Annotated in this window: 25 protein-coding genes and 1 pseudogene; 12 read left to right on the top strand and 14 right to left on the bottom strand. The window is 41.8% G+C overall.

Annotated features, from left to right (window positions below):
- Positions 1-106: 106 nt before the first annotated feature.
- The 6 genes from I595_RS13495 to I595_RS13470 are packed head-to-tail and all read right to left on the bottom strand — an operon-like array spanning position 107 to position 4,728.
- Positions 107-832 carry an ABC transporter ATP-binding protein gene (locus I595_RS13495; protein ID WP_054559958.1) on the bottom strand — a complete coding sequence of 242 codons (726 nt, stop codon included), beginning with the start codon at positions 830-832 and terminating at the stop codon, positions 107-109.
- Between the two features lie 34 nt (positions 833-866).
- A complete protein-coding gene (locus I595_RS13490) occupies positions 867-2,339 on the bottom strand; it encodes a DUF5687 family protein (RefSeq protein WP_054559957.1) in 1,473 nt (490 codons plus the stop codon).
- 58 nt (positions 2,340-2,397) lie between these two features.
- A complete protein-coding gene (locus I595_RS13485; protein WP_157449752.1) occupies positions 2,398-3,108 on the bottom strand; it encodes a hypothetical protein in 711 nt (236 codons plus the stop codon).
- Positions 3,099-3,743, bottom strand: a complete 645-nt coding sequence (locus tag I595_RS13480) for a hypothetical protein (protein WP_054559955.1) — start codon at positions 3,741-3,743, stop codon at positions 3,099-3,101. Before I595_RS13480 ends, I595_RS13485 begins: the two co-directional genes overlap by 10 nt.
- Entirely contained in the window at positions 3,740-4,393 is a 654-nt protein-coding gene (locus tag I595_RS13475; RefSeq protein WP_157449751.1) for a hypothetical protein, read from the bottom strand. The genes I595_RS13480 and I595_RS13475 overlap by 4 nt, the downstream gene beginning before the upstream one ends.
- Positions 4,390-4,728, bottom strand: a complete 339-nt coding sequence (locus I595_RS13470) for a PadR family transcriptional regulator (RefSeq protein ID WP_054559953.1) — start codon at positions 4,726-4,728, stop codon at positions 4,390-4,392. Before I595_RS13470 ends, I595_RS13475 begins: the two co-directional genes overlap by 4 nt.
- Before the next feature lie 214 nt (positions 4,729-4,942).
- On the opposite strand from I595_RS13470, the gene I595_RS13465 reads away from it, so the two are divergent.
- Positions 4,943-5,995, top strand: coding sequence for a ferredoxin--NADP reductase (locus tag I595_RS13465; protein ID WP_054559952.1), 1,053 nt, complete (start codon positions 4,943-4,945; stop codon positions 5,993-5,995).
- Positions 5,996-6,238: 243 nt separating this feature from the next.
- Here I595_RS13465 and I595_RS13460 read toward each other — a convergent pair whose 3' ends face one another.
- Positions 6,239-7,012, bottom strand: coding sequence for a patatin-like phospholipase family protein (locus I595_RS13460; protein ID WP_054559951.1), 774 nt, complete (start codon positions 7,010-7,012; stop codon positions 6,239-6,241).
- A 132-nt stretch (positions 7,013-7,144) separates the two neighbouring features.
- Between I595_RS13460 and I595_RS13455 the strand changes: the two genes are divergently transcribed.
- From I595_RS13455 to I595_RS13415, 10 genes and pseudogenes are all read left to right on the top strand, one after another.
- Positions 7,145-7,822: a TIGR04282 family arsenosugar biosynthesis glycosyltransferase gene (locus I595_RS13455; RefSeq protein ID WP_054559950.1), complete on the top strand. Its 678-nt coding sequence runs from the start codon at positions 7,145-7,147 to the stop codon at positions 7,820-7,822.
- A gap of 54 nt (positions 7,823-7,876) precedes the next feature.
- Entirely contained in the window at positions 7,877-11,080 is a 3,204-nt protein-coding gene (locus I595_RS13450) for a SusC/RagA family TonB-linked outer membrane protein (RefSeq protein WP_054559949.1), read from the top strand.
- 10 nt (positions 11,081-11,090) lie between these two features.
- Positions 11,091-12,806 (top strand): SusD/RagB family nutrient-binding outer membrane lipoprotein, encoded by a 1,716-nt coding sequence (locus I595_RS13445; RefSeq protein WP_083467604.1) that lies wholly within the window; start codon positions 11,091-11,093, stop codon positions 12,804-12,806.
- Positions 12,807-12,974: 168 nt separating this feature from the next.
- Positions 12,975-14,354 (top strand): sodium:solute symporter family transporter, encoded by a 1,380-nt coding sequence (locus I595_RS13440; protein WP_245628289.1) that lies wholly within the window; start codon positions 12,975-12,977, stop codon positions 14,352-14,354.
- Positions 14,339-14,974: pseudogene (locus I595_RS13435) on the top strand (metallophosphoesterase family protein); the annotation flags it as partial. The gene I595_RS13440 and the pseudogene I595_RS13435, both read left to right, overlap by 16 nt.
- Before the next feature lie 231 nt (positions 14,975-15,205).
- Positions 15,206-15,541 (top strand): arsenosugar biosynthesis-associated peroxidase-like protein, encoded by a 336-nt coding sequence (locus tag I595_RS17190; RefSeq protein ID WP_083467612.1) that lies wholly within the window; start codon positions 15,206-15,208, stop codon positions 15,539-15,541.
- Between the two features lie 148 nt (positions 15,542-15,689).
- A complete protein-coding gene (arsS, locus tag I595_RS13430) occupies positions 15,690-16,748 on the top strand; it encodes an arsenosugar biosynthesis radical SAM (seleno)protein ArsS (RefSeq protein ID WP_054559948.1) in 1,059 nt (352 codons plus the stop codon).
- Between the two features lie 129 nt (positions 16,749-16,877).
- Entirely contained in the window at positions 16,878-17,333 is a 456-nt protein-coding gene (locus tag I595_RS13425) for a helix-turn-helix domain-containing protein (RefSeq protein ID WP_054559947.1), read from the top strand.
- Between the two features lie 132 nt (positions 17,334-17,465).
- Positions 17,466-17,876: a PIN domain-containing protein gene (locus I595_RS13420; protein ID WP_217997195.1), complete on the top strand. Its 411-nt coding sequence runs from the start codon at positions 17,466-17,468 to the stop codon at positions 17,874-17,876.
- Positions 17,877-18,101: 225 nt separating this feature from the next.
- Positions 18,102-18,716, top strand: a complete 615-nt coding sequence (locus I595_RS13415; protein WP_054559946.1) for a TetR/AcrR family transcriptional regulator — start codon at positions 18,102-18,104, stop codon at positions 18,714-18,716.
- On the opposite strand, the gene I595_RS13410 is transcribed toward I595_RS13415, so the two are convergent.
- From I595_RS13410 to I595_RS13400, 3 genes are all read right to left on the bottom strand, one after another.
- On the bottom strand, positions 18,713-19,768 hold the full coding sequence (locus I595_RS13410; protein WP_245628288.1) for a glycosyltransferase family 9 protein: 1,056 nt from the start codon (positions 19,766-19,768) through the stop codon (positions 18,713-18,715). The two genes, I595_RS13415 and I595_RS13410, sit on opposite strands and share 4 nt — an antisense overlap.
- Entirely contained in the window at positions 19,749-20,357 is a 609-nt protein-coding gene (locus I595_RS13405; RefSeq protein ID WP_054559945.1) for a DUF4254 domain-containing protein, read from the bottom strand. The genes I595_RS13410 and I595_RS13405 overlap by 20 nt, the downstream gene beginning before the upstream one ends.
- Before the next feature lie 101 nt (positions 20,358-20,458).
- Complete coding sequence (locus tag I595_RS13400) at positions 20,459-21,394, bottom strand: DUF6427 family protein (protein WP_054559944.1); 936 nt, start codon at positions 21,392-21,394, stop codon at positions 20,459-20,461.
- A gap of 103 nt (positions 21,395-21,497) precedes the next feature.
- Between I595_RS13400 and I595_RS13395 the strand changes: the two genes are divergently transcribed.
- On the top strand, positions 21,498-21,719 hold the full coding sequence (locus I595_RS13395) for a DUF6341 family protein (RefSeq protein WP_054559943.1): 222 nt from the start codon (positions 21,498-21,500) through the stop codon (positions 21,717-21,719).
- Between the two features lie 50 nt (positions 21,720-21,769).
- On the opposite strand, the gene purD is transcribed toward I595_RS13395, so the two are convergent.
- From purD to I595_RS13375, 4 genes are read right to left on the bottom strand one after another with little or no spacing between them, the layout of a single operon-like run.
- Entirely contained in the window at positions 21,770-23,041 is a 1,272-nt protein-coding gene (gene purD, locus I595_RS13390) for a phosphoribosylamine--glycine ligase (protein ID WP_054559942.1), read from the bottom strand.
- Between the two features lie 55 nt (positions 23,042-23,096).
- Entirely contained in the window at positions 23,097-24,083 is a 987-nt protein-coding gene (locus I595_RS13385) for a UDP-glucuronic acid decarboxylase family protein (protein WP_054559941.1), read from the bottom strand.
- Positions 24,084-24,133: 50 nt separating this feature from the next.
- On the bottom strand, positions 24,134-25,480 hold the full coding sequence (locus tag I595_RS13380; protein WP_054559940.1) for an exopolysaccharide biosynthesis polyprenyl glycosylphosphotransferase: 1,347 nt from the start codon (positions 25,478-25,480) through the stop codon (positions 24,134-24,136).
- A 40-nt stretch (positions 25,481-25,520) separates the two neighbouring features.
- On the bottom strand, positions 25,521-26,270 hold the full coding sequence (locus I595_RS13375; protein ID WP_054559939.1) for a WecB/TagA/CpsF family glycosyltransferase: 750 nt from the start codon (positions 26,268-26,270) through the stop codon (positions 25,521-25,523).
- Positions 26,271-26,272: the final 2 nt, after the last annotated feature.

Raw genomic sequence — 26,272 nt, 5'->3', positions numbered from 1 at the left:
TGTTATTTTGGCTACCTTGGTGATTTTGCCAAGGTAAAAATTAGAGGAACAACTAGGTATGCCATCAGCTTTTGGAAGACACCCCATTCATGATGAAAATGTAACGTCATTCCTGTTGGATTGCAGAAAGCTGCTCCTCTCCCGCAAAAAAGGCTTCCAGCTCCTTTAATGTTTGGGCGGATGTCTGAATATCCTTCACAATTTCCCCCTTGTTCAATACCACTATCCGTTCGCAAACATCGGTAACGTGAAGTAGATCATGGCTGGACACCAAGACCGTCACCCCCTCTTTTTGCGCCAGTTCCTTAATGATTCCCTTTAGACGTATTTGTGTGGTTGGGTCCAAATTGGCAAAGGGTTCGTCCAAAATAACCACCTCTGGATTGCCGATAAAACTGGCCACGATACCCACTTTTTTTTGGTTTCCCTTGGAGAGGTCTCGCAGGTATTTCTTTTGGCCCAAAATTTCCCCATGGAAGAAATCTTGGAACTGTGCCAAGAGGGCATTGACATCTGCTTTGTTCCTCCCACGCAGTTCCCCGATAAAATAGAAATACTCCTCTGGCGTTAGGTAGCCGATCAAAAAGGTTTCATCTATAAAAGCGGCCGTAAAAGGTTTCCAGTCCTCACTTTGGTCTACCCGTACGCCATTGTTTTCTATATGGCCAGTGGTAGGTTGTATCAAATCCAACAATAATGAAAAAAGGGTGGTCTTACCAGCACCGTTGTTCCCCACCAGACCAAAACTTTGACCTTTAGGGATGGTAAGCTCCTCTATATGTAACACGGTTTGCTGACCGTAGGTTTTAGAAAGATTGGATGTTGAAATCATAGTTTAAGTTTTAATTGCTCCAGGCTTAAACATGTTAAGCTTTTTGTTTGTAGGCCGCAAGGGTCTTATATTTTTCTTTTTTGTAGATTTTTTCAATTAGGGTAAACACCTTGTTCTTAAAAGCAAAGCCCAGCACCCCGGTAGCCGCTACCAACAAGTATCCAACGAGCGGACTTGCCAGAAAATGCCCTATGGCGTAGATCACCATGGGCAACAACAATTTGGGCAAGGACAACAGCATGGTTTTTGCATTGAAGGATTGCTTGTCCCCAAACGCTTTTTTGTTGGAAGTAAGATCAATCGGCGTTTTGATATAGGCCCCGCCCCATAGCACCAAGTAGGAATTGATGCCAATATTATAAATGGCCCCTACCAAAACGGCGGCATAGGCCTCCCAGCCAAAATATAGGTAAAAAGTGGCCAAAAAGGTGGATATTACGGTGGCAATGATGACTAAATACCATTTAGAATCCAAGTATTCCCGATAGGCAATGTTTTGGCTCATCATGAGCGGGTAGTAACTGCTGTCCCAGCTTGGCACAAACTGGCCAAAACTGAACAAGAATCCCCCCGTGACAAAAATCCCGGCGAAAATTCGCCAAAAAGGTCCGTCATAGGCCTCAATGGCACCTGTGAAAAAAAGTAGTCCGTAAAAAATAAAAAAGAAGCCCATAATGACCGATGTTCTGGACCGCTTGTTTCTTTTAATGAGCTTAATATCGTTTTTTAGAAAGGTGCCCAAATTGCCAAAACGGTTGAGCCAATCTAAGTTCTCTGTTTTTGCCTCGGCCTTTTTGGCTGCCAAACCAGCATCCAGATACATATTGTTTTTAAAATAATTAAATGCACTTACGAATAAGGCTAGGGCAATTGCCCAAGGAATCAAGGCGGTAACGGGGATGTCATACAACATATCAAAAAAGGGAGCGGTATACTGCGTAACATCAAACCAATTATAATAGTGGGAAAGTCCCAAGAGGGCAAAGATTCCGGCAAACACGGCAAAAACAGTGTCTTTGTTGTTAGCCAGCACATTGATAAAATTATTGGCATAGACCAAGGCAATGATGCCCAAATGCCACCCCAGCACATTTAGGAATCCGTAGTCTTTGGTCAATAGAATGATACTAAACGGAATAAAGAAGAACGCATGGGACCAGTTAAAAAAGGAAACGATGGTCTTGCCCAATGAAAAATGCACGACATGGCTTTTTTTCATGGGCAGGTACAATAACGGCTTTATATTGGTGACCGGCATTTTTTGCAGCATATACCTAAACCCAAGATCAAAGGCCAAATAATAGATCAAGTATTGGTTCACTACCCGTAACGGGTCTCCCAAGCCTTGTTCTTCTATGAGGAAAAAGACCCCAAAACCCATGGCTAGAAAAATTATGGCAAAGTAAAGGGCACCAATGCCCATGAAAATCTTTATCCATATGCCCGTACTAAAAGAGGCGGAACGGAAAAAGGATTTCCACTGCAAATCAAAAAGGCGTTTGAACATAGGTTTGGTCTTTTTGGTTTAATGATAGGTAGCGAAGATACTTTTTTTGTTACACTGTTTACTGCATTTGATATTCAGGATAGGTATCGGACAACAAGGTTTCTGCTTTGGACGGAATCACAACCAATAGCACATAATTTAAAATGCCGGCCAAGGTGATCAACGCTGCAAAAACCAAATTAAAATGGTTGGCATGGATGGAAAACAATTCCGTGTTATAGCCCAAGGCACCTAAATTAAAGAGAAGATTGGGCACTTGCAGCATATCTCCCAAGTTGTAAATCAATTCGGACAGCATCCATTTTTTACCGCCGCGGACTTGATCCAGTTCGCGATTTTTTCTGTTTACGATCAAATAGCCCAAAGGCAGCAAAGTAAATGCCAATAATAGCCCAAAAAACAGCATAGGCTTAAACTGGGATTGGTTTAGGGTGGTCATTGTAAGCTCAATACCTCCAAAAAGGGCAAGGGTGAGCACTAATTTTGGCCATTGAAACCATTGTATAAAAAACCGCCAAACCATGCCACGGTATCTTTTGGCAATGGCTTTTTTCTTTTCCTGAACGATATCATGGAAACCACAGACCCCGAATTTTTTGAACTCCGTCTGCAACGCTTCGTTAAAACTGAGTGAGGAATCCTCTTTGAGCAAACGCTCTATACCGTTGGCCAAATGATCAACGAGCTCTGTCTGCACGTCATAATGCTCTACAAAATGGGCTCGGGTAAAGGAATAGAGCTGGTTAATTTGTTCTTGTGTCATTGGCATAATTGAGCGTATTTGGTCTTGTACACGTTTTTTTGTTGGAAGAACACAACTATCCAAACCATAAATACGGTAAGCAAACTACTGCTTACCAAGGCTGCCATAATGGGCCAGCCCAAAACCCAACCTGGCGTAAGATCAGTAAAATTAAAAAGCAATAATATCATCCAATGTATCAAAGAAATTATCCAAGCCAAGGATTCCATTCCTGAAAATCGATTCTTTTTAAAGGGAATTGAAAAAACCAGATAAATAAGCGCCAGGCCAACCAAAGAACCCCAAAGCACCGGGATATGCGGAAATTGTACTCCCAACATTCTTTTGCAATTAAAAATGACAAAAAACAGCAAGACAAAAAGACCAATGAAGAATGGTTTTTTCAACATGGTAAAAAGCAAACTAAATCCTCTTAATTGGTTTTTCTTTCTAAACCTATCATAGTTCTTTACCATATCCTTTTTGTGTTCTACCATATACCATTTAAAAGCATCATAAAAGGATAGTCTTTGCTGCTCCATCTTGTCTAATACGGCAAGGGCCACATGGTCTACGAGTTCCATACGGACATCGATATATTCAATACCTGAGTTTTGTAAGTAGGTATCTATATGTTTGATTTGATTGGCAGACAGTTTCATGAAAATTGACTATTCAACAATTCAAATTCAACTCGCAAAGCGCTCCGTTTCTCATAAAAAAATAAGATGGCAACAATGTTCAACACAATTCCCACCGAGAACACAGGGATGTAGAAATTAGGGTTGTGGGCTAAACCATCTGGTATAAGGCCTATAAAGTACAAGGGAAGTTGCGGAATGGTGAATATATTCACCAAATAGACTGCGGAAATAGCCTGTTTTTTGATTTTGGACCCTAATCCGCTGAAAAACATCAAATAGATTTGATATGCTATGGGCAAAAGATAAAGACCAAAGTACGCTTTTCTAAAGAATTTAATGGGTATTATCGTTGAGAGCCAAAACAAACCAAGGACAACAAAAAGCAGGAGGCATAACCAAAGAGGATGCGTCATTACCCTAAAGAACCTATTAAAAAGTTCTTTAGTCATGCCTAAATTTACCGCCTTTTGTTTTTGCTTGTCTACTTTTTTACACCACATCAATCGCTTTAAAAGAAAACTTTCCAAATCTGGTGCATATTTTAGTTGTTGATATTCCTCAACAAGATGATCTATGAGTTCATACCGAATATCCATGTACTTAAGGCCTTTATTTTTAAGCCATGTATCCATATGCCTAATGTCTTCCCGAGTCAACTTTGTATTCATGATATCCTCCATTTAGGGTTTAGCAGTTGTTCCATGCTACGGATAAACTCTTCCAGCTCTGCCAAACGGTTTACGGTTTCTTTTTTCCCTTGTTCTGTCAGCTTGTAATATTTGCGCAAGCGATTGTCCACTTTGGCGACTTCCACATCTAGAAGGCCTTGGGCCTCTAATTTATGTAGTGCTGGATATAGCGCGCCTTCGGTGATATGTAACTCCCCCTTGGTGAGCGCCTTTACCTTTTGGGTAATTTCATAACCGTACATTTTACCTCCCTCTTCCAATAACTTTAGAATGATGGTGTTTAAACTGCCTTTGTATAATTTAGAGTTAGCCAATCTTTAGTTGTTAAAGTCATTTATTTTCCAAAGAATAAGGGAACACGGCTAAGGGCTACCCTCATATCACCTGGATGGATGGTATAAGTTCATTCCTATTGTGAACACTAATATACATCATTTTCTTATGCATAAGAATTCTAGGTATAAAATTTTCCAAAGGTTGAGTGAAAACCAAGAGCGCAATGGTTAATTTTGAACAAAAATTGATTCCATGAGTGATTTTCATGACTTGGCACTATCGGCCGTTGAAAAATTGACACCCAATGCCGTAGCCTTGACCTTTGCAGTACCCGATCATTTGACCGAAACTTTTGCCTTCACTGCGGGCCAATATATTACGCTAAAAACGCAGATAAACGGATTGGAAGTGAGACGGGCCTATTCCATCTCCTCCGCACCTTCCTCCGGAAAACTTACGGTAGGCATTAAAAAAGTACCTACCGGTACATTTTCTGTCTATGCCAACGATACCTTACAAGTTGGAGACGTACTGCAGGTGATGCCTCCAGACGGCCGTTTTACCTTTACGCCAGAACCAAAGCCCAAGACGGTGGCCGCTTTTGCTGCAGGCAGCGGAATAACCCCGATAATGAGTATTGCCCAGACCGTACTGGAAAGCCATGGAAACAGCAAGTTTGTACTGGTTTTTGGCAACCAATCCCCACAAGAGACCATGTACCACAATGAACTTTTGGCCTTACAAAAACAATATCCCAACCAATTTTTTGTACAATGGCTGTACAGCCGTACCGCCGAACCCGATTGCCTTTTTGGACGTATTGAAACCTCAACGGTGAACCTTGTCACCAAAAACAAGTTTAAGGAATTGGATTTTGACGCCTTTTATCTATGCGGACCGGAACAGATGATTACCACTGTTTCCGATACTTTAAAAAATAATGGTGTCGCTGAGGCCAATATCTTTTTTGAGCTCTTTACCAGTTCCACGGCCGATGCCTCGGAAATTGATGCACCTTCTGAAGGAACTACCCAGGTCCATGTTGTGGTAGACGATGAGGAATTTTCCTTTACCATGGACCAAAAAACCTTGGTGCTAGATGCCGTTTTAAAAGAGGATATTGATGCCCCATACTCCTGTCAGGGTGGGGTTTGCAGTAGTTGTATTGCCAGGGTAACAGAAGGAAAGGCAGAAATGGTCAAAAACCAAATCCTAACCGATGGCGAAGTGGCGGAAGGACTTATCCTTACCTGTCAAGCCCATGCGGTAACGCCTACGCTAAAGATTGATTATGATGATGTGTAAACGCTCCTTGTGATCAATAATCAACCCTACGGAGGAGAGGACCTTACCGTTAGGGTTAATGCTTTGTGCTAGGCGCTTTTTAAAAAAGGTTTGTCATTCTTAGGCACGACTTATCGCACTTATGCGTGAGCAAGTATTTCCTATGTCTTATTCAAATGATACTAGCGCGTGGGATTCTTCCCAATGGTCAGAATGACAAAAGTAAATTAATAACATACCGATGAGGAATGTTCAATAACCAACCTACCCCATCATTTTATCAAATGTAAAGCTAGCCTTATCGTAACCAATGGTAAAGGCTTTGTCTATTCCTTTTTTATCTAGAATCCCTATTTTTTCCAGTTCTTGGGGCGCGATCAAAATATCACAGGATGCTATTTTTTCGCGACAAGAAGCGTAAATCATCAAACCAGTGATTCTTCCCATTAACTGAAAGGAGTTATTGAGGTCTTTTTTGCCCAGTTCACTATTAATGGACACATTGCTACCAATAAAAAAATCACAATTGGATTGCAGGTATTCTTTGGGAAAATTGTTCATAATTCCGCCGTCCGCATACAATACCCCATTCACCTCAACCGGACTAAAAACTGGACTTAGCGCAGCAGAGGCCAATAGGGGCAGGATAAGCGCCCCTTTGTTGAACACTTTTTCCTTACCGCTCATTAAATCTGTCGCAACCACATGCAAAGGTTTGGAAAGTGCTTCAAAACTATCGGAACTTAACAAGGCGCCAAATGCACTCCCAAACTTGGCGGTATTCAAAAGGCCGGGTTTTCCTATGGCAAAAAAATTGTACTGGAACAGGGGAGTGTCCTTAAAAAACTGCAACATTTCTTCCGTGCTGTTGCCGTTGGCATACAACGCACCCACCAAGGCACCAACGCTACTTCCCGCAACTTCATGTGCTTCAATGCCCCGCTCTTGCATGGCTTTTAGCACGCCAATATGCGCCATCCCGCGGATACCTCCGCCAGATAGGACCAATCCGATGTTTTTCTGCTCTGGCAAACCCATGATATTTACTATTATACACTACAAGGTACGTTCTTTGTTAAAATTTAGATGCCATTGTAATTTTTTACCCTAAATATCGACTTTGCTCCTAAACATTTATTGTAAGTTTACTGTTCATTCCATTTTTACAAAGTGCACCACCATAAAACCGCTATCCTCGTTTTTGCCAATTCGTCCAGTTTGGACCAAGGTCGAAAGAACATTCCAAATTCCGGCAAGCTGTTTGAAGCACTGAACCAAGATATCCTTGACAAAGTAAAAAAAACATCCCTACCTTATTTTCATTACAACGAAACCCTACAGATCGGTGGCGATTTTGGGACGCGTTTTACAGCTGCCATACAATCTATATTTGCCAAGGGTTATGACAGTATTATCACTGTTGGCAATGATACCCCCAACCTTACTACGGCAACCATCCTTAAGGCTTTTAAGGAAGTACAGGAGGGAAGAACGGTTATTGGCCCCAGTACGGATGGCGGCGTTTATATCTTGGGTTTTCATAAAAACCGTTTTGAATCTTTTGGGTTTAGGGAATTGCCTTGGCAACAACAAGACTTGTTCCAAGAAATTGCACGGTTTTTTTTAAGGCGGGGAATGTTGCACCAGCTTCCCAGACTCACGGATATTGATGGTCTTTCTGATATTAAGACAGTACTCAATACGGGCCAGAGACTATCTTCTGCCCTTCTTTTTATCCTCATAAGGCTGGTACGCAGTAAACAAAACAGCATACAGCATCATCCCCATTTTAAAGAAGGACAATTTCACTCAGCACCGGACAATAAGGGCTCTCCCCTGTTCTTTTAACGAACCTCCGCGGTCCAATCCGGCCTATTTTCCAACTTATTTTTAACCAAGTACATGAAGCACATTTTCTGGTGCGTCTTGCTGTTATTTACAGCTGCACTACATGCCCAACAGTCCATATCTGGACGGGTAACAGACACCAACAATCAAGGTATTCCCTATGTTAATGTTTCCCTTGTTGGGACACAAATAGGGGGCATAACCGATGAAGATGGCAATTACAAATTAGCAGTGCCCAACCTTTTGGGGGCACTCCAATTCTCCGTTTTGGGGTTTAAGGCACAAATTGTTCCCATCCAAAATAAAAGTCGTATCAACGTACAGCTCCAAGAAGCTTCTGAGCAATTGGAAGAGGTGGTTTTGACAGCTCTTGGGCTTAAACGGGAGACTAAAGAGCTGGGGTACGTGGTGCAGAGCCTTTCGCCACAAGAGGTTACCGAGGTAAAGGCCGTGAACTTTCTGGACAATTTGGCGGGGAAGCTCGCTGGGGTGACCATCAACCAAGGGGCCACGGGCGTAGGCTCCTCATCAAACATCAGTATCCGCGGTGAAGCTTCCTTCTCTAACAACAATCCCCTTTTTATTGTAGATGGTGTGCCCATCAACAACAATTCGGTCTTTAATTTTACCAATGAGGCCGCTGCGGGCTTTCAGGAAGTAGATTTTGGGAACGGTGCCATGGAGGTGAACCCAGATGATATTGCCGAAGTTTCCGTCCTTAAAGGGCCAAGTGCCGCGGCCTTGTACGGCACCCGTGCCGCCAACGGTGTTATTGTCATAGAAACCAAGGACGGCTCCAAAGGCAAGGGTTTGGGCATTAGCTATAACACCAGTCTTTTTGTGGATTCTGCCTTTAGGCTGCCTGATTTTCAAAACCAATTTGGTCAAGGACAGGCCGGTGTTTTTGAATTTGTGGACGGACTAGGTGGTGGCATAAGCGACAATATTACCTACAGTTGGGGGCCACAATTGGATGTTGGCAACCTAATTCCGCAATTTGACAGTCCCGTTACCTTGCCTGACGGCAGCGTAGTTAGGGGTGGAGATACGGCACTGTACTCCGGCTTACCTATTACACCCACGGAATTTAATTCCAACCCCAACAATCTTCGTGATTTTTATGAAACCGGTACCACCACCATCAACAATCTGGCCATATCATCTGGCTTTGACAAGGGTAATTTTAGACTTTCTTTTACAGATTTACGGAGTGAAAGTATCATCCCTGGGGTGAATTTGGATAGACAGACCGTATCGTCTCGTTTAAGCTTCCGTCCAACGGATAAATTGCGCATTAGGTCTAGCATTAGTTATGTAAATTCCCAAAGTGACAACAGACCTTCCAGTGGATACGGTTCTGAGAACGTCAACTACTCCTTGGTGGCATGGGGTCCACGGTCGTTAAACATCGATAACCTGCGTGACTATTGGCAGCCAGGGCTGGAGGGGTTGCAACAATATTCCTTTAACTACACCTTCTTTGACAATCCGTTCTTTATCTTAAACGAAAACCGAAACTCTTTTAACAGGGACAGGGTTTTTGGAAATGTGTCCGCTTCCTATGATATCACTACCCATCTATCGGCTACAGTACGCACAGGAATGGATTATTCCAGTGAGCAGCGCCAGTTTAGGCGTTCTTTTAGTTCTAACCGTTTTCGCAACGGTGGTTATGCGGAACATGATGTCCTCTACCGTGAAATAAATACGGACTTCCTATTAAATTATAACAATGTTTTTGGGGATGTTAAAGTTGATGTTTCCCTGGGCGGAAATCGACTGGACCAAAAAGCCTTCACCGGACAATCACAGACCACAAGCTTGGCGCAGCCTGGTATCTTTAGGTTAAGCAACGCTGCATCGCCTATTGAAGTTTTTGAGTTTGAATCCAACAAACGCATCAATAGTTTTTATGGTCTGGCCAAATTTGGTTACAAGGACTACCTGTTTTTGGATATTACCGGAAGGAACGATTGGTCCAGTGCCTTGGCCACCCCTTTTTCCGTGGACAATGTTTCGTTCTTTTATCCATCTGTTTCCAGTAGTTTCATTCTATCCAATGTAGTGGAAATACCACGAGCCATCTCTTTTGCCAAACTACGTGCCAGTTATGCCCAAGTGGGCAATGACACCAACCCGTATCAGACCACCGGGGCATTTGTGGCACAGACCCCGTTTAACGGCCAACCCACATTTAGTGACCAAAACTTTATTGCCAATCCCAATTTACGCCCGGAACGCACAGTGGCCCTAGAGTTTGGTGCGGACCTTCGTTTCTTTGGGGACAAGCTTAGGTTTGATGTTTCTTACTACAATGCCGTGACCAAAGACCAGATCATATCACTTCCCATTGGGATTTCTTCCGGATTTAACCAGCAAGTAGTCAATGGTGGAAAAGTACGTTCCCAAGGTGTGGAGGTCATTTTAGGGGCAACGCCCATTGCTACCGATAATTTTAGTTGGAACAGCACCGTGAACTTTAGCCGAAACAGGGTAACGGTAGAGGATTTACCACAAGATGATGGGCGCCTTACTTTAGCCTTTTCACGTATTTACGACAGCCAGAACCAAACTGTTTTTGTACAGGTGGAGGAAGGTGGCCGTGTGGGAGACCTTTACGGAACGGGATATCTTAGAAATGATGCAGGCGATTTTATCCTAACCGATGAAGGCCGCTATATACCGGACAATACCTTACAAAAATTGGGAAATTCAAATCCTGATTTTATGATGGGATTTAACAACCAGTTTACCTACAAAAACTGGAACCTTGGGTTTTTGTTGGATTGGCGCCAAGGTGGTATCATTGTTTCGCGTACTAGAGCTTTGGGAAATGTGGGTGGCCAGTTGGCCGAAACCGGTTTTAGACCAGAAGAAGGCATCATCCCTGAGGGAGTTGTCAATACCGGCTCTGCAGAAAATCCAGTATTTACACCCAATACCACGGCGGTGACCGCAGAGAGTTTTTATCGCCAGTTTTATGACAGAAACCATGAGGAAAACAACACTTATGATGCTTCTTTCCTAAAACTACGGCAGTTTGCCATAGGATACACTTTTGAAAATATCAATTTTTTACAACGGAACGCCAGCTTAAACCTTTCGCTCATTGGCAGAAATTTGTTTGCCATTACGGAAAATCCACATTTTGACCCGGAACAGTTTGCCGTGCAAGGCCAAGGTTTTGTAGGGGGAGTGGAAGACATGTCGTACGCCACCACCAGAAGTATCGGGTTTAAGGCTGGGTTTAATTTTTAATGGGAAGATGATGAAATTTATAGATAACAGATTAACAAAAAAATTCCCCGCCCTGGACAGGGTGGGGTGGATTCCTGCGAAGCTAGGAAGACGGGGAGGGTGGAAAGCCCAAGCCTTGGGGTCGGTTGTAAGCTTAGGAAGGCCTGTAAGGGTTTGGGCTTTCAATCCCTTCCGTATTTTGACCTTAAAAAAAGGTCAAAATCCACCTTCCCTTACCCAAGGGAAGGAGCGCACACCCACATGGAGAGCAACCCAAGTACGGTTCTATTTTTCCTGCTCACAGCTTAAGAGCCCCCTTTTATATTTGAGCTTGATACTCGCGCTTGTGCTTTCCAGCTGTACCAAGGACTTTGAAGAAATCAATACCAATCCTAATCAACCCCTTACCGTACAGCCCAGTTTATTGTTGCGACAAGTGATTTATGATTATGGGGAGCAAATGTCTTATGAGGGTTTTACGGCAGGTGATTTGTTAGGGCAGTACCGTACAGCCTTGGACTTTAACCTATTTGATCGTCACGATTTAAAATCGCCCCAATTGGGTGGTAATCCTTGGCCCATTTTATATACGAATCTCAGGGACAATGAGCAGCTACTAGATCTGGCCTTAGCGAACCAAACCTTTTCGGTATATGAGGGCCCTGCCAGAATATTAAAGGCTTATATGGCCGCAGCCCTGACCGATATGTTTGGGGACGTTCCCTATTTTGAAGCTTTTAAGGGCAAAAACCTAACGGTGACCCCAGTTTATGATGAACAGGAGGATATTTACCTAGCGGAAGGTGGCATTTTTGATAATCTTGAAAAGGGTGTTGCGGCCATTGAAAACTACAATGGCAACATTGCCCTAGAGGGCGATATCCTTTTTAATGGGGATTTGGATGCTTGGGTGCGTTTTGCAAAATCGCTTCAAATAAAGTTTTTAATGCGCACCGCTAATGTCCAGAATAACACAACTGCACTACAAGCACTTTTTGATGAGGCCAATTTTATACGTAATAATGCCCAAAATGCCACTTTTGATTTTAATAATGGTGAACCCAATAATTTCCGTTTAGCACGATTACGGATTGGAGATTTTAACAACTTTGTGCTTTCCGAAACCATGGAGGAAATATTGACGGATTTAAACGATCCACGAATGGCAACCTTCTTTCGCCCGTTTTCCAATAGTGATACGGGAGGGTTCAATGGTTTGCTCAATGGTGTCGACGCTACACAAAATGCAGTGGTCTTGGCAGATTTCTCCTTAGCTAGCACCAATTTTAGAGAAGCCACCAGTGCCTTGGATGCTAACTTTATGACCAGTTGGGAGACTCATTTTCTGTTGGCAGAAGCCGCAGCACGCGGTATTATTAGCGCAGATGCCCAAACCTTATACGAAACTGGCGTTACCCAAGCTTTCGAGTATTGGAATACGGAATTACCAACCAATTATTTAAGTACGGAAGGTGCCTTTAACAACGGAGACGCCATAGAAAATATAATTACCCAAAAATGGATTGCCAATATCATCAACGGGTACGAAGGGTGGATAGAATACCGCAGAACGGGCTTTCCGCAGTTAAAAACAATTTCGGCGAGCTTAAATAATGATTTGCTGCCGGTGCGAATGCCATATCCGGCGGAGGAACAAGCCTTGAACACAATAAATTATGAAGCGGCAGCCGCCAAAACGGAGGGCAATAGTATCAATGTTCCGGTTTGGTGGGATGAAGCCCCCTAGGTTGATGGTTGATGGTTGATGGTTGATGGTTGATGGTTGATGGTTGATGGTTGATGGTTGATGGTTGATGGTTGATGGTTGATGGTTGATGGTTGATAATAATATATTTTATGGGAATTGGATAGAAATTCGAGACCTCATAAATATAAAAGAGTTACTAACTTATAAATGAATTGTAATAGCCTTATAGCACTTATTGAACCCACCCTTATGGGGATTGGGAGGCTTCAATGGGCATTGGTGATTCTATCTAGTTTGGTGCTATTCTTTCTTTCTCCCCTTGCAAAAAATACCAATCAGTTTTTTAAAGCTCGGCATCGAAAGAAGGCCCCAAATGTCTTTATGCTTATGGGCAGCTTGGTCATTTCCTGGATCTTTGCCAAAAGCATCACCAATGCCGCCAATCTTGGGTTAGCCTTTGGAATTGTTGGTGGCGTGGCGTATGCTGGTTATTACCTGTCCTTTGTCGTAGCTGGTTTTATCATCTACAAAATGCGGACCGAGGGAGGGTTTAAAAGCATACACCACTTTTTGACACAACGTTTTGGCAAAGCGGCCATTTCTATTTTTTCCATCTTAATAGCGTTTAGATTGTTTAATGAGGTTTGGAGCAATACCATGGTCATTGGCAGTTATTTTGGAGACATAGGCACAACTGCCTACTATTGGGCAATTATTGTTTTTACCCTATTGACTTTGGCCTATGCCTTAAAAGGTGGCCTAAGTAGTTCTATTTTTACCGATGTCATACAAATGGGGCTATTTGCCATATTGCTGGGGGTTATTCTCTGGGTACTTTTTGAGCCCACTACCCAATTTTCTACCCAAGATGTAGCAATTTCAGGAAGCTGGACTTTTGATATGGGGCTCAATCTTCTTTTTGCAGCCTTGATACAATCCTTTAGTTATCCTTTTCATGATCCCGTATTAACGGATAGGGGGTTTCTTAGCAGTCCTAAAGTTACCCTACAAAGCTTTCTTTGGGCAGGGCTGATTGGTGCGGTCTGTATTATACTTTTCAGTATAATTGGTGTGTATGCCCAATTTCAGGGCATGAAAGGACAAGCAGCGGTGGAAGTTGGTAAAGCGTTTGGGGCCATCATCCTTTTGGTCATCAACTTTATTATGATTACCTCAGCGGCTTCTACATTGGATTCTACATTTTCATCATTTTCCAAATTATTATCCGTTGATTTAGACTTGGGCAATTCTTTAAAATTTGGTCGGCTTTCTATGGTTGCGGTTGCCGTTTTGGGAACGATTCCGGTTTTTTTGGATGCTGAAATTTTATCGGCCACGACCATCAGCGGTACCATGGTGATTGGTTTAACCCCCATATTCCTATTCTGGAAAAAGGACGCTCTCAACATCAGTTTTCACCTGAGTGTATTTTGCGGGTTGTTTTTTGGAGTGCTCCTCTTGTTCCAATGGTTTCCTAAAGACCTAATCTTTACTAGTGGTGCCTATGCAGACCTCTTATGGATTAACTTCTGGGGCATCCTATCTTGTATCCTCTTATATTTGATACCGCTATGGATAAGAAAATAAATCATCTTGGTGAAAAAACCGGAAAGCTATTGCTTTTTGGGGGTGTCTATAGCAACTTACAAGCTTTAGAACAGCTGATTTCCATAACTAAAGAGGCCAATATTCCCGCAGAAAACTGCATTTGTACCGGTGATATCACTGGATACTGTGCCCAGCCCGAAGAAACCATCCAAGCCTTTAGAAAATGGGGCGCTTTAAGCATTGCAGGTAACGTAGAATTACAATTGGCGAATGACAGTGAGGATTGTGGTTGTGATTTTAAAGCTGGTAGCCGTTGTGATAGTTTCTCCAAACTATGGTTTCCCTACACTAAAGGCCATTTGTCACAGGAATCCTTGGAGTATATCGCTACCCTACCCGAATACCTCAGTTTTGATTACGGTGGAAAAAAGATAACCGTTGTCCATGGAAATTATGGAAATACATCAGAATTTATATTTGAGTCCAATGCCGATACTAGCAAGCAAAAATGTTTTGATGACACCAAAAGTGATGTCATTATTGCCGGGCATTGCGGGCTTCCCTTTCATCAAACAATAAAAGAAAAGATTTGGCTTAACCCCGGGGTCATTGGTATGCCAGCAAATGACGGCACTACCAGGGTCTGGTATATGGTATTGGAAATCCAGGACGGCAACATTAAATATACGCATCGGTCTTTTGAGTATGACCATACTACCGCACAACAATTAATGTTCAAAAACCATTTGCCCGAAGCATACGCAGATACGCTCTCTTCAGGGATTTGGGACAATATGGAAATCCTCCCAGAACTTGAAAGAATGAATCAGGGCATTCCAATTAATTTAGATCGTAAAAAACAACATACAGAACCTAAAACACAAAAAAAAATGGCAGATTCCTATTACGACCCCAAAGACCTTAGAAAATTTGGAAAAATAACGGAATGGAGCGAAGAGCTTGGTACTAAGTTTTTTGACTATTACGGTACCGTTTTTGAAGAAGGCGCACTAACTGCCAGGGAGAAGTCTTTGATTGCCCTAGCGGTTTCCCATGTGGTGAAATGTCCTTACTGCATAGATGCCTATACCAAAGACGGCTTGCAAAAAGGCATCACCAAAGAGGAGATGATGGAAGCGGTGCATGTAGGCGCGGCTATTGAAAGCGGCGCAACCTTAGTGCACGGGGTACAGATGATGAATAAGTACAATAAGTTGAGTATGTAAAATAGTTGATAGTTATCCGTTGATAGTGGTTCGATGCTTACCAAAACCCATCAACGGATAACTATCAACCATCAACGAACAACGAACAACCATCAACAAACAACCATCAACAAACAACCATCAACGAACAACGAACAACAATAAAGAAATGGCTACAAAATCGTTAAAAGCAAAAGGAAATGAGTTGGCACAAAGCAACAGACAACTCGATATTTTAAATGGTGGCATCTTTGCCGATGGGGAGCTTCCTTTTTTCAAAGATAAAATCGCCGAGATTGGACATTTTCCCCTCCGTCCAAAAAAGTTGGAGATACTACAAATCAACGTTGGCTATATGTGCAACCAGGTTTGCGAACATTGCCACGTAGACGCCGGGCCGGACCGCAAGGAAATCATGACTCGCGAAACCATGAAACAGTGTTTGGAGGTTATTAAGAACACAGGGGCACATACCTTGGATTTAACTGGTGGCGCACCAGAAATGAACCCTAATTTTGAATGGTTCGTGGAAGAAGCTGCCAAAGCAGGAATTAAGGATTTTATCGTTCGTTCCAACCTTACCATTATTAGGGCAAATAAAAAATACTACCATCTGCCAGATTTTTTCAAAAAACACAACGTACACGTTATTTCTTCCATGCCCCATTGGACACGTGGAAAAACGGATAAGCAACGTGGTGATGGAGTTTTTGATAAATCGATAAAAGCCTTACAGGAACTGAACGCCCGTGGTTATGGCATGCCTGGTAGCGATTTACGATTGGATTTGGTCTATAACCCCTCCGGAGCTTATTTACCAGGTGACCAAATGGCGATGGAAAAAGACTTTAAAAAGGCTTTGGACGAAGATTTTGGCATTCAGTTCCACAATCTTTTTGCCATTACCAACTTGCCCATAGCGCGTTTCTTAGATTACCTTATCGCTTCAGAAAACTATGAGGATTACATGTATGCTTTAGTAGAAGCCTACAATCCCGCCGCAGTGGCCAATGTGATGTGTACCAACACCATTTCCATTAGTTGGGATGGTTGGTTGTACGATTGTGATTTTAACCAGATGCTAGACCTTAAAGTGGCTAGCAAAGTGAAACACATTAAAGACTACAACGAGGATTTATTGAACGATAGGAACATTATCATTTCGCAACACTGTTATGGTTGTACCGCCGGTGCGGGCAGTAGCTGTCAGGGAGTGGTAGCCCCCTAGCCCCCAGAGGGGGAATTATTGGACAGGGAGCAAGTGACTTTACTACACTAAGGCTCTATTTTAACAAAAAAAATATACTATTGTTTCGTTTATTTCGTTTATTGGATTGTCTAACGATTGAACATAATAATGGATACCTTTAAAAACATAAACAAACCCTCTAAAGACGAACAGAAGATAGCCATAGAATCTTATGATGCGCTGGCTGCCGTACTAAAAGAGTTGAAATCTGAAAATCCTGAAATTGAGATTGAAGAAACCCAAGAGCGTATTAAAATCCCTTTAAACGCCTTAAAACTATTGGGTGATATTTTAGAGGCCATGAGCCAAGGAAAACCATTTTCATTGGTCCCTTTTGCGACTGAAGTTACTACACAAAAGGCCGCTGAAATGTTAGGTTGTTCCAGACCTCATTTTGTGAAGTTGTTGGATAACGGTGAAATAACTTTTACCAAAGTTGGCAAACATCGGCGTGTAAAGTTTGAAGATGTCATGGAATACAAAAGGAGGATGAAAGCAGAGCAGAAACAGCGCATTATCCATATGATGAAATCTGACGAAGCGCTGGGTTTGTATGATTCATAGCGTTCGTTTTATTTGTGTGTTGGACACCAATGTTATCTATCCCATAGAGATCAGGGATTTACTTTTTTGGTTCGCCTATTATGATTTACGCCTAAATGGAGCGAACATATTTTTGATGAATGGCGAGATGTCATGAAACGAAAAGGCATAACAGATAAAGAAGCTATTAAACGAGTGAATAATGCTAACCTTGCCTTTCCAGATGCTCTAGTAATCAATTATACTGGCTTAATTAAAGGTCTGGAATTGCCAGACCCAAAAGATTGCCATGTTTTGGCCGCTGCCATAAAAACCAACGCCAATATTATTGTAACGAACAACATCAAAGATTTTCCAAAAGAGTATTTATCCTCTTATGGTCTAAGCGCAAAAACAGCAGATGACTTTCTTACTGACATCATCGACTTAAACCCAAAACAAGCCACAAAAGCATTTAAGGAAATGGTACTAAATAGGAGAAACCCAGATTTGGATGAATTTGAACTACTCGATATCCTAACAAAAAGACGGTTAACTTACACTGCCAATTATTTACATTCGTAATTATAAATCTTACTATAATTACGTTATTTAGTATACTTGCCGTTCAATGGCCTTTTTTATCGTTCAAAAGATTACCATTCCCTAGACCAACGACACTCCACTGCCATAATTAGGCAACATACCGATAAAACCTGCTGATCATCTTATAAGATTTATCCTACAGGTAAATGTGATGAAATTTGTAGCATCAACCTACTTATAACATCCTATTTAAATCCAAATCTTATGTCAAACTCCATTGCCAATAGCAGCAAGCTTCACCAACTAAGGGCGCGCGGGCTTTCCTTTTTTTACCAGAATGGATATTATTCCACTACAACGGAAGAATTATTGGCCCACCTCTCCATCACCAAGGAAGCTTTTGAAGCTACCTTTTCTTCCAAAAAGCAATTTTTTATCGGCATAGCACAAAATCTGCTCTTACAGCGAACCTTAAACTTGCTTATAGAACCCAACAGCTATAAACAGAACCCTTTTCCTTCCATACTTCAAATGTTGGAAAACGAGCTGGAAAACAGCGCGGACAGCCCTGTAGATGGTGGTTTTATGTTGAATACCTTCCTGACGGAATTCCATGGCAAGGATAAAGAAGTGTCCAAAGTCCTTGTGCAAATCTTAAGAATCTGGGAAATTAACCTTCTGAGTCTTTTAAAAAAGGGACAATTAGATGGCTACGTAGACCAGCATGTAGACGCGGAAAGTGCCGCGAAATATATTGTATCCTCCTTTATTGGGATAAGAACCCTTATGGGCAATGAAGACCCTAGACGCTTAAAAAGACAGTATTTACAACAATTGCGATACTACTTTAATTCCATTGCAAAGCAGCGGGCAGCCTAAGGTACATCTAGCTGCAAAATGCGCTTTATGCGTTGCACTATGGTGTTTGGATGAATACTGGCAATGGCAGTTTCATAGCCTTCCGGATAGGAATTACCGTAGATTGATGTTGGAAGCTGTGGAAATTGGTCCCTGTCCGCGCAGAGCGAATTTTCTTTGGGCTGACCAAAGGGCGCAAATCCTGCAAATGGATGCGTTACGCCCCAAAGCGTGACCACCGGGACACCATAGTTTGCGGCCAAATGACCATTACCGCTATCCATGGCCAACATCACCTTAAGGTTGGAAATTATTTGCAACTCCTCCAAAAAGGACAGTTTCCCTGCTACATTGGTGACGCTACTCCCAACGTCTTGGGCAAGTTCATTAAGCTGGCCTACTTCTTTTTCACCACCACCAAAAAGCACTAGGTGTACCTGCTCCCAAGCCACTAACATGGACATCACCTGCCGCATTAGCTCTAGCGGATAGGTTTTGCTTGTATAAGCGGCATATGGCGCTATACCTATCAGTATTTTATTGCTGGGCAAAACGATTTTTTTCAGTTTTACCGGGGCCTTTTGTAGCCTATGATTATCGTTGATCTTTATGGGATACCCTAATTTTCCAAATACATCCGCATAACGCTGATGGGTAGATTTTAAGGCTTTAAAGCATTTGTTTTTTGGACGTATCAATCGCCTTTTTTCTTTTCTTCCTTTATCTATTTGCACAAACGGAATCTTGGAAAAGGTGAAAAACAACTTTAGGATGGTACTTCGTAATACGTGATGGACATCTGCAATGGCCGTTAATTGCTGTTGCCGTAGTATACAATACAATCGGTATAATCCAAAGACGCCTTTGTGCGCGCCTTTGACATCGGCCTCTAAAACGGTAAGGTTGCTTATGTCCTTAAAAATAGGTGCAAATCTGGCCCTGGTAAGAAGGGTGAGCTTAAGGTCTGGATAGGTTTTGGTTAGCGCTAAGACAACAGGTGCCAGCATGGCCACATCTCCCATGGCGGATAGGCGAATGATGAGTACATGGGCGTTATTCCCCTTTTTGGCCACGCAATACCGGATTAAGTTCGTCGTCGTTGTACATCTTCATCTGCTTGTAAACCTTCATGTATTTCTTACCTGCTGCAATGTCTTCCAAAAGGGCATCAATAGCCGTGGATAGGTCTTTACGTTGTTCCAACAAAATTGCAAGCTTTTTTTGGCAGGTTTCCCTGTGGTCAGATGAAGCATCTGTCCGGTCTACCTCTTCTTGCATATGGTAGATTTTCAACGCCAATATGGACAGGCGGTCTATGGCCCAAGCGGGGCTCTCAGTATTAATAGCCGCATCTGGCAAAATTTGCACCTCTTTGTACTTGTCCAAAAAATAACTATCAATATACTCCACCAAATCCGTCCTGTCTTGGTTACTGGCATCAATTTTACGCTTTAAACTAAGTGCAGCAGTCGGATCTATCTGTGGGTCACGAATAATATCTTCATAATGCCATTGAACGGTGTCTATCCAATTTTTGCGAAATAACAATTGCTCAATGCTATTGCCAGAATACGGATTGGTAAACACTTGGTCTACACGATCCGCAACGTGATACGTATCTATACTCTCTTGGAAAATGGCATTGGCCAATTTGCTGAACATAACAAACAGTATTTCCACAAAGATACAGAATTGGCAAAATCCTATGCCCATGACGTGCTTTTATCCGGCAGGAATATCCACTTTGTCCATAGCCGATTCCACTAAATTTTAACCTTGGAATACAGTTGAAAAAAAGCCAGGCTAAGCGCAGCAATTGCCAAAAAGATTAAAAGAGCTTCCTTAAATTTCTTTTTCCGAATGGTTTCCAAATAATTTGTCATAAAAACTGTAAGAGGAAAAAAAGAAAAAATCAAGGCTTGGGAGCGCAATTTTGAGGAAATAATGGCCAATGAGGCACTTAGGATAAAATACGCCAACAAAATTCGCAAAGAGAGAATACGGCCTAGGCCACGATTACCCAGTTTTATAAAAACAATTACCATTACCACGCCAGCTAAGAAGATATAAACCAACAACGGATAATATTCAGTAAAAACATAGTTGGCTTGGATGTCAAAATCATAATAACCCAAAACCAGGTTCCAATCCCCAAGTGATGCAATAACAGCCAAAGCACACATCCCAAATACGGTCAACGCGGCAAAAGGAATTAGCCAAAGCCTTATTTGGCCTCCGCAATAGACGTTTATGGCAAAAAATATGGGAATCACAAAAACCGACGACCACGGCACAAGTAGACTTGAAAGCAACACAAATAGCGATGCTTCAAAAATTTTATTCCCCGCGTTTTTCTCAAACTTTAGCGCAAGAGTCTTGTCCATGGACAATACGATCAAGAAATTACTTATGATGACAGCTTGATTTTGAAAAAGCGAAATAAAGGCAATGGCCAGTAGGGCATAAAAAAACATGGCATAGGAGTCTTTTTGTGCCAGTTTATCTGCTTTGAGTGTAGGATTTACGGCAAAGAAAGTAAGCCATAAAAAACCCAATCCCACAACCTTGGTGAACACCCCAACCATATCCTTGGATGTGGTATCCAAAGCCAGGACCATTGTCCCATAAAAAAAGGAAATGACTCCCAGGACCACTACATAGTTAATGGGTTTTGTCTTATTAAAAAAGCTAGTAATCATTGCCTTGGTACCAAATGCAAACCACTGTTTTATCGAAATTTCACCGGTAGGCCCAAATAATTCTATGGTTTTCTTATTTTTGCCCAGCTAAAGATAAGATAACATGAGTTCATTTTTTTACGCTATAGAAGACTTATTTGTAAATATCCTTTTTGCCCCGCTGGATATGCTCCGTTTTATGGAAAGCTGGTGGGCCGCTAACTCCATCAACTGGTTGTTTATGGTAATTGGCTCCATTGCCATGGTCTACTGGATGATTCAGCTCAAAATCTTTAATGATAACGGGGAAGAGGACAAGACCAGTACTTCCCACACTTACCTGTAAACATCTTAGACCGGCACTGGACGATTGCTTTTGATGAATGCCTTACGGGATCAAAGGTCAAAACCAATGTCCGATCGGTAATACATTCCTTCAAAACAGAATTGCTTGGTGTTACGATAGGACACTTCTAACGCTTGGGCTATGGAATCTCCATAAGCAGTGACCGCAATGACCCTACCACCGTTGGTGCGCACCTTGTTGTTATCCTGTTTTGTGCCCGCATGAAACACTATGGCCTCTTTAATGGTGTCCAATCCTATTATTTCCTTTCCTTTTGCGTACGCTTCTGGATAGCCTCCGGATACGGTCATTACCGTCGCTGCCGCCCGATGGTCCACCTCAAGGGAAATAGATTGTAGGTTTTTGGTCCTAAGGCTTTCTAGCACCTCAACCAAGTCATTCTTTATCCTTGGGATAACCACCTCCGTTTCCGGGTCTCCCATACGAACGTTATACTCTATCACTTTAGGCTCCCCGTTTACTTTGATCAAGCCGATAAATATAAAACCTACATAAGGGATAGCGTCTTTCTTTAAACCTTCTACCGTTGGCCGTACGATGTGTTCTTCCACTTTACGCATAAACTCCCCCTGCGCAAACGGCACTGGCGATATGGCTCCCATTCCGCCAGTATTTAGACCTGTATCCCCTTCTCCTATACGCTTGTAATCTTTTGCCTCCGGCAATATTTTGTAAGATTCGCCGTCAGTAAGGACAAAACAACTCAATTCAATACCGTCCAAGAATTCTTCGATAACCACCGTGTTACTGGCCGCGCCAAACTTTTTATCGAGCAACATGGTTCGCAATTCCAATTTGGCCTCTTGTAGGTCATTGAGGATCAACACGCCCTTACCCGCTGCGAGCCCGTCTGCCTTTAGGACATAGGGCGGTGTTAAAGATTCTAAAAACGCATAGCCTTCCTCTAGATTGTCCGCTGTAAAACTTTGGTAGGCAGCGGTTGGGATATTGTGGCGCATCATAAACTGTTTGGCAAACTCCTTACTTCCTTCCAAGGTGGCCGCTAATTTTTGTGGGCCTACCACCAGTACCTTGCTTAAAACTTTATCCCGCAAGAAGAAGTCATGGATGCCGTTGACCAATGGGTCTTCAGGACCTACGATGACCATATCAATACAATATTGAAGCACATGCGTTTTTATGGCTTCAAAATCATTGACGTCCAAGGAAAGGTTAGTGGCTATTGCATTGGTGCCGGCATTACCGGGTGCCACGTACAAGGTATCGGTTTTGGAGCTTTGGGCTATTTTCCATGCCAAGGTGTGTTCGCGGCCCCCGGAACCAAGAATTAGTATGTTCATCATTTGAATTTTGACCAAATGTAAGAACAATCAAAAAATGGAGCCACTCGCCTACCTACTTTCTGTTGATTTTTGAGAAATCCCTATGTTCTGTACGTTCCAATTCTTCTTTGGTCAAGGTTTTAAAGAATTCAAAGGTTTTGCGCATACCTTCTTCACGGCCCACCTTTGGTTCCCAACCTAAAATCTCCCTAGCCTTTGTAATATCTGGCTGTCTTTGCATGGGATCGTCCTTGGGTAGTGGCTTGTAGATAATTTTTTGATCGGTGCCGGTTAGTTTGATGATTTCCTCGGCAAAATCCTTAATGGTAATCTCATGTGGGTTTCCAATGTTCATAGGCAGGTTATAATCGCTCATGAGCAGACGGTAGATTCCTTCAATTTCATCGTCCACAAAACAAAAGGACCTGGTTTGGGAGCCGTCCCCAAAAACCGTAAGGTCTTCTCCCCGTAGGGCCTGCCCCATAAAAGCTGGGATTACCCTTCCGTCATTGAGCCTCATCCGCGGGCCGTAGGTATTGAAAATCCTAACGATACGGGTGTCCAATCCATGAAAGGTATGATAGGCCATGGTAATGGACTCCTGAAAGCGTTTGGCCTCATCGTAAACGCCCCTTGGGCCAATGGTATTGACATTGCCGTAATATTCCTCCGTTTGGGGGTGTACCAAGGGATCTCCATAGATTTCAGAAGTACTGGCAATCATGAACCTAGCGCCCTTGTCCTTGGCAAGTCCCAATAAGTTATGCGTTCCCAAGGCCCCAACCTTTAAGGTCTGTATGGGTATCTTAAGGTAATCTATAGGGCTTGCAGGAGAGGCAAAATGCAAAATATAATCCAATGAACCGGGCACGTGCACAAACTTAGTGACATCATGATGCGCAAACTCAAAGTTTTTATGGCCAAATAGGTGTTCAATATTCTTTAAATCACCTGTTATTAAATTATCCATTCCGATCACATAATGGCCTTCTGCCAAAAAACGATCGCATAGATGGGATCCTAAAAATCCTGCCGCGCCTGTAATTAAGGTTTTTTTCATTGGAATTTATTATTGTATTTCTGTTGTTATACAACTATTTTATAGGTGTTTTAGTATGCCTTGTCCTCCCCTTTGATAACATTAAGTACCGTTTGGATGATAATTTTCATATCCAAAAGCATTGACCAGTTTTCAATGTAAAATACGTCGTACCTTGTGCGGTTTACTATTTCTTCATTGGCCAAAATTTCGCCCCTATATCCTTTTGCTTGTGCCAATCCAGTAATCCCAGGCTTTACATGGTGACGTAACATATACTTTTGAATCTTATTATTATACTCTTCGTTCTGCCGCCATAAATGAGGTCTTGGCCCCACCACGGACATAGTTCCCAAAAGGACATTTACGAACTGTGGTAATTCATCTATACTAGTTCTTCTGAGAAAAGCACCTACCCGGGTAACCCTTGGGTCGTTTTTGATCGCTGATTTTTCTGTGCTATCATTGACCCTCATAGTCCTAAACTTATAACAGCCAAAACCTTCTTCTTGAAAACCTGGTCTATTTTGTTTAAAATATACTGGTCCTTTGGAATCCATCTTAATCAATAACCCTATAATAGGCATTAACCAAGATAAAAGGAAAACAAAGACCACAAGCGCAAAGAAAAAATCAAATACTCTTTTATAAATACGATTAAAAGTATTGTCCAAAGGAGATTCCCTTAAAGATAAAATTGGGAAATACTCGTAATACTCGAGCTTTAAGAATTTTGTGAAAATCTGCTTGTTGTCAGGAATAAACCTTAGTTTGACCAAATTGTTGTCCGCAAAGCTCACCAGGTGTTTAATTTGTTCATTCGCCAGTTGATTTATTGAACAAAAGATTTCAGTAATATTTTTGTTTTTGATGTAATCACAACATTCATCTACGCTAAAATCCGAGTCCTTAGGAAAAAATTGTTTAGTCAACTGAAAACCATATTGTTGGTTAAGCCTAAATATCTTTATTAGTTCATCCGTTTTTTTGTTATTCCCAATAACAACAAATTTGGTCAAATCAAACTTTTCACGCCTTCTGTATTCCATTAAAACAAAATAGCTGACTGCCTTAAAAAAGAAAATGCACCCACAGGCGGTAACAAAAAATAATCCTAAATTCCATCTACTGATATTAGGCTGTTTAAAAAAACCTATAAACGCATAAATAATTAAGAAAAAAAATAAAAACTGCCTAACGGATAATTTTAATATATAAGTGATTTTTGTGTTTGCGTATATTCCGTAAAACTTAGTTCTAAACGAGATTATTAACCAAGCAACGGTCACATAACTATGAAAAAGTAGCGGATTCTTAAAAAGTATGGGGTAATAATAGGCAAGCAGATTGATTATCAACAAATCCAGAAGGAGTGATATTAAATATATGGATGTTGTATATTTTACTTTGTTAATCACTTTTTAATTATAGTGGAAACAAAGATAACTGGATTATTATTTAAATATGCCTCTTTATTCCCAACCAATCCCTAAAGAAAAGAACTATAAACTTGGTGTTGGTAATTAGATATCTTTTGAATAAGCGTTTTGGGTTTTGAGCTAAACGATAAAACCATTCCATTCCTAATCTTTGTACCCAATTAGGTGGTCTTTTTTCAACACCTATTAAAGTATTGACTGCATTACCAATTCCCAAACAAACCGCGTTTACTTTAGCCGCATGGTGTAACATCCACTTTTCCTGTTTTGGACAACCCAAAGAAACAAAAAGAATATTTGTCCTTGCCTTGTTGATTTTTTCAATAAACAATTCCGTTTCATCGTTGGTTAACGGTCTAAATGGTGGAGAAATAAGTTCCCCTATCTTCAAAGCGGGATAATGCCTTGAAACATAACTTTTAAAAGATTTTAAATTATTCTTTGTGTTCCCAAAAATAGAAACCACCAATCCTAGTGACGCTGCTTTCTGAATTAGTAGTGGGGTTATATCCATACCTGCAATTCTTTCTTGACCAAGCCTATTTAACCTATTAAATGCCCAAGCAACAGGCATTCCATCAGTAACCGCCCAGTTTGCACTGTTGACCGCGCGCAGCAAAGCATGGTCCCTTTGGGCCTCGGAGGCCATGTGGGCATTTACCGCACATAAATAAGAGGGCTTTTGGCTCTTTGCACAGGCAATTACTTCATCTAACACCTCTGCTTTTGAAATGACATTTAACTGAAGGCCAAAAAGTTCTTTTTTCATGT

It is taken from the genome of Croceitalea dokdonensis DOKDO 023 (genome assembly GCF_001306415.1).
GTDB lineage: Bacteria > Bacteroidota > Bacteroidia > Flavobacteriales > Flavobacteriaceae > Croceitalea > Croceitalea dokdonensis.
This window is presented reverse-complemented; position numbering and strand designations above follow the sequence as displayed.

Excerpts from the sequence above, each read along its gene's own strand:
- I595_RS13485 (WP_157449752.1), bottom strand. The coding sequence starts at position 3,108 with ATGCCAATGACACAAGAACAAATTAACCAGCTCTATTCCTTTACCCGA.
- I595_RS13425 (WP_054559947.1), top strand. The coding sequence starts at position 16,878 with ATGGATACCTTTAAAAACATAAACAAACCCTCTAAAGACGAACAGAAG.
- I595_RS13445 (WP_083467604.1), top strand. The coding sequence starts at position 11,091 with ATGAAATTTATAGATAACAGATTAACAAAAAAATTCCCCGCCCTGGAC.
- I595_RS13490 (WP_054559957.1), bottom strand. The coding sequence starts at position 2,339 with ATGTTCAAACGCCTTTTTGATTTGCAGTGGAAATCCTTTTTCCGTTCC.
- I595_RS13450 (WP_054559949.1), top strand. The coding sequence starts at position 7,877 with ATGAAGCACATTTTCTGGTGCGTCTTGCTGTTATTTACAGCTGCACTA.
- I595_RS13460 (WP_054559951.1), bottom strand. The coding sequence starts at position 7,012 with ATGGGTTTGCCAGAGCAGAAAAACATCGGATTGGTCCTATCTGGCGGA.
- I595_RS13395 (WP_054559943.1), top strand. The coding sequence starts at position 21,498 with ATGAGTTCATTTTTTTACGCTATAGAAGACTTATTTGTAAATATCCTT.
- arsS (WP_054559948.1), top strand. The coding sequence starts at position 15,690 with ATGGCTACAAAATCGTTAAAAGCAAAAGGAAATGAGTTGGCACAAAGC.
- I595_RS13495 (WP_054559958.1), bottom strand. The coding sequence starts at position 832 with ATGATTTCAACATCCAATCTTTCTAAAACCTACGGTCAGCAAACCGTG.
- I595_RS13405 (WP_054559945.1), bottom strand. The coding sequence starts at position 20,357 with ATGTTCAGCAAATTGGCCAATGCCATTTTCCAAGAGAGTATAGATACG.
- I595_RS17190 (WP_083467612.1), top strand. The coding sequence starts at position 15,206 with ATGGCAGATTCCTATTACGACCCCAAAGACCTTAGAAAATTTGGAAAA.
- I595_RS13480 (WP_054559955.1), bottom strand. The coding sequence starts at position 3,743 with ATGAAACTGTCTGCCAATCAAATCAAACATATAGATACCTACTTACAA.
- I595_RS13375 (WP_054559939.1), bottom strand. The coding sequence starts at position 26,270 with ATGAAAAAAGAACTTTTTGGCCTTCAGTTAAATGTCATTTCAAAAGCA.
- I595_RS13475 (WP_157449751.1), bottom strand. The coding sequence starts at position 4,393 with ATGAATACAAAGTTGACTCGGGAAGACATTAGGCATATGGATACATGG.
- I595_RS13385 (WP_054559941.1), bottom strand. The coding sequence starts at position 24,083 with ATGAAAAAAACCTTAATTACAGGCGCGGCAGGATTTTTAGGATCCCAT.
- I595_RS13465 (WP_054559952.1), top strand. The coding sequence starts at position 4,943 with ATGAGTGATTTTCATGACTTGGCACTATCGGCCGTTGAAAAATTGACA.
- I595_RS13440 (WP_245628289.1), top strand. The coding sequence starts at position 12,975 with ATGAATTGTAATAGCCTTATAGCACTTATTGAACCCACCCTTATGGGG.
- I595_RS13400 (WP_054559944.1), bottom strand. The coding sequence starts at position 21,394 with ATGATTACTAGCTTTTTTAATAAGACAAAACCCATTAACTATGTAGTG.
- purD (WP_054559942.1), bottom strand. The coding sequence starts at position 23,041 with ATGAACATACTAATTCTTGGTTCCGGGGGCCGCGAACACACCTTGGCA.
- I595_RS13420 (WP_217997195.1), top strand. The coding sequence starts at position 17,466 with ATGAAACGAAAAGGCATAACAGATAAAGAAGCTATTAAACGAGTGAAT.
- I595_RS13415 (WP_054559946.1), top strand. The coding sequence starts at position 18,102 with ATGTCAAACTCCATTGCCAATAGCAGCAAGCTTCACCAACTAAGGGCG.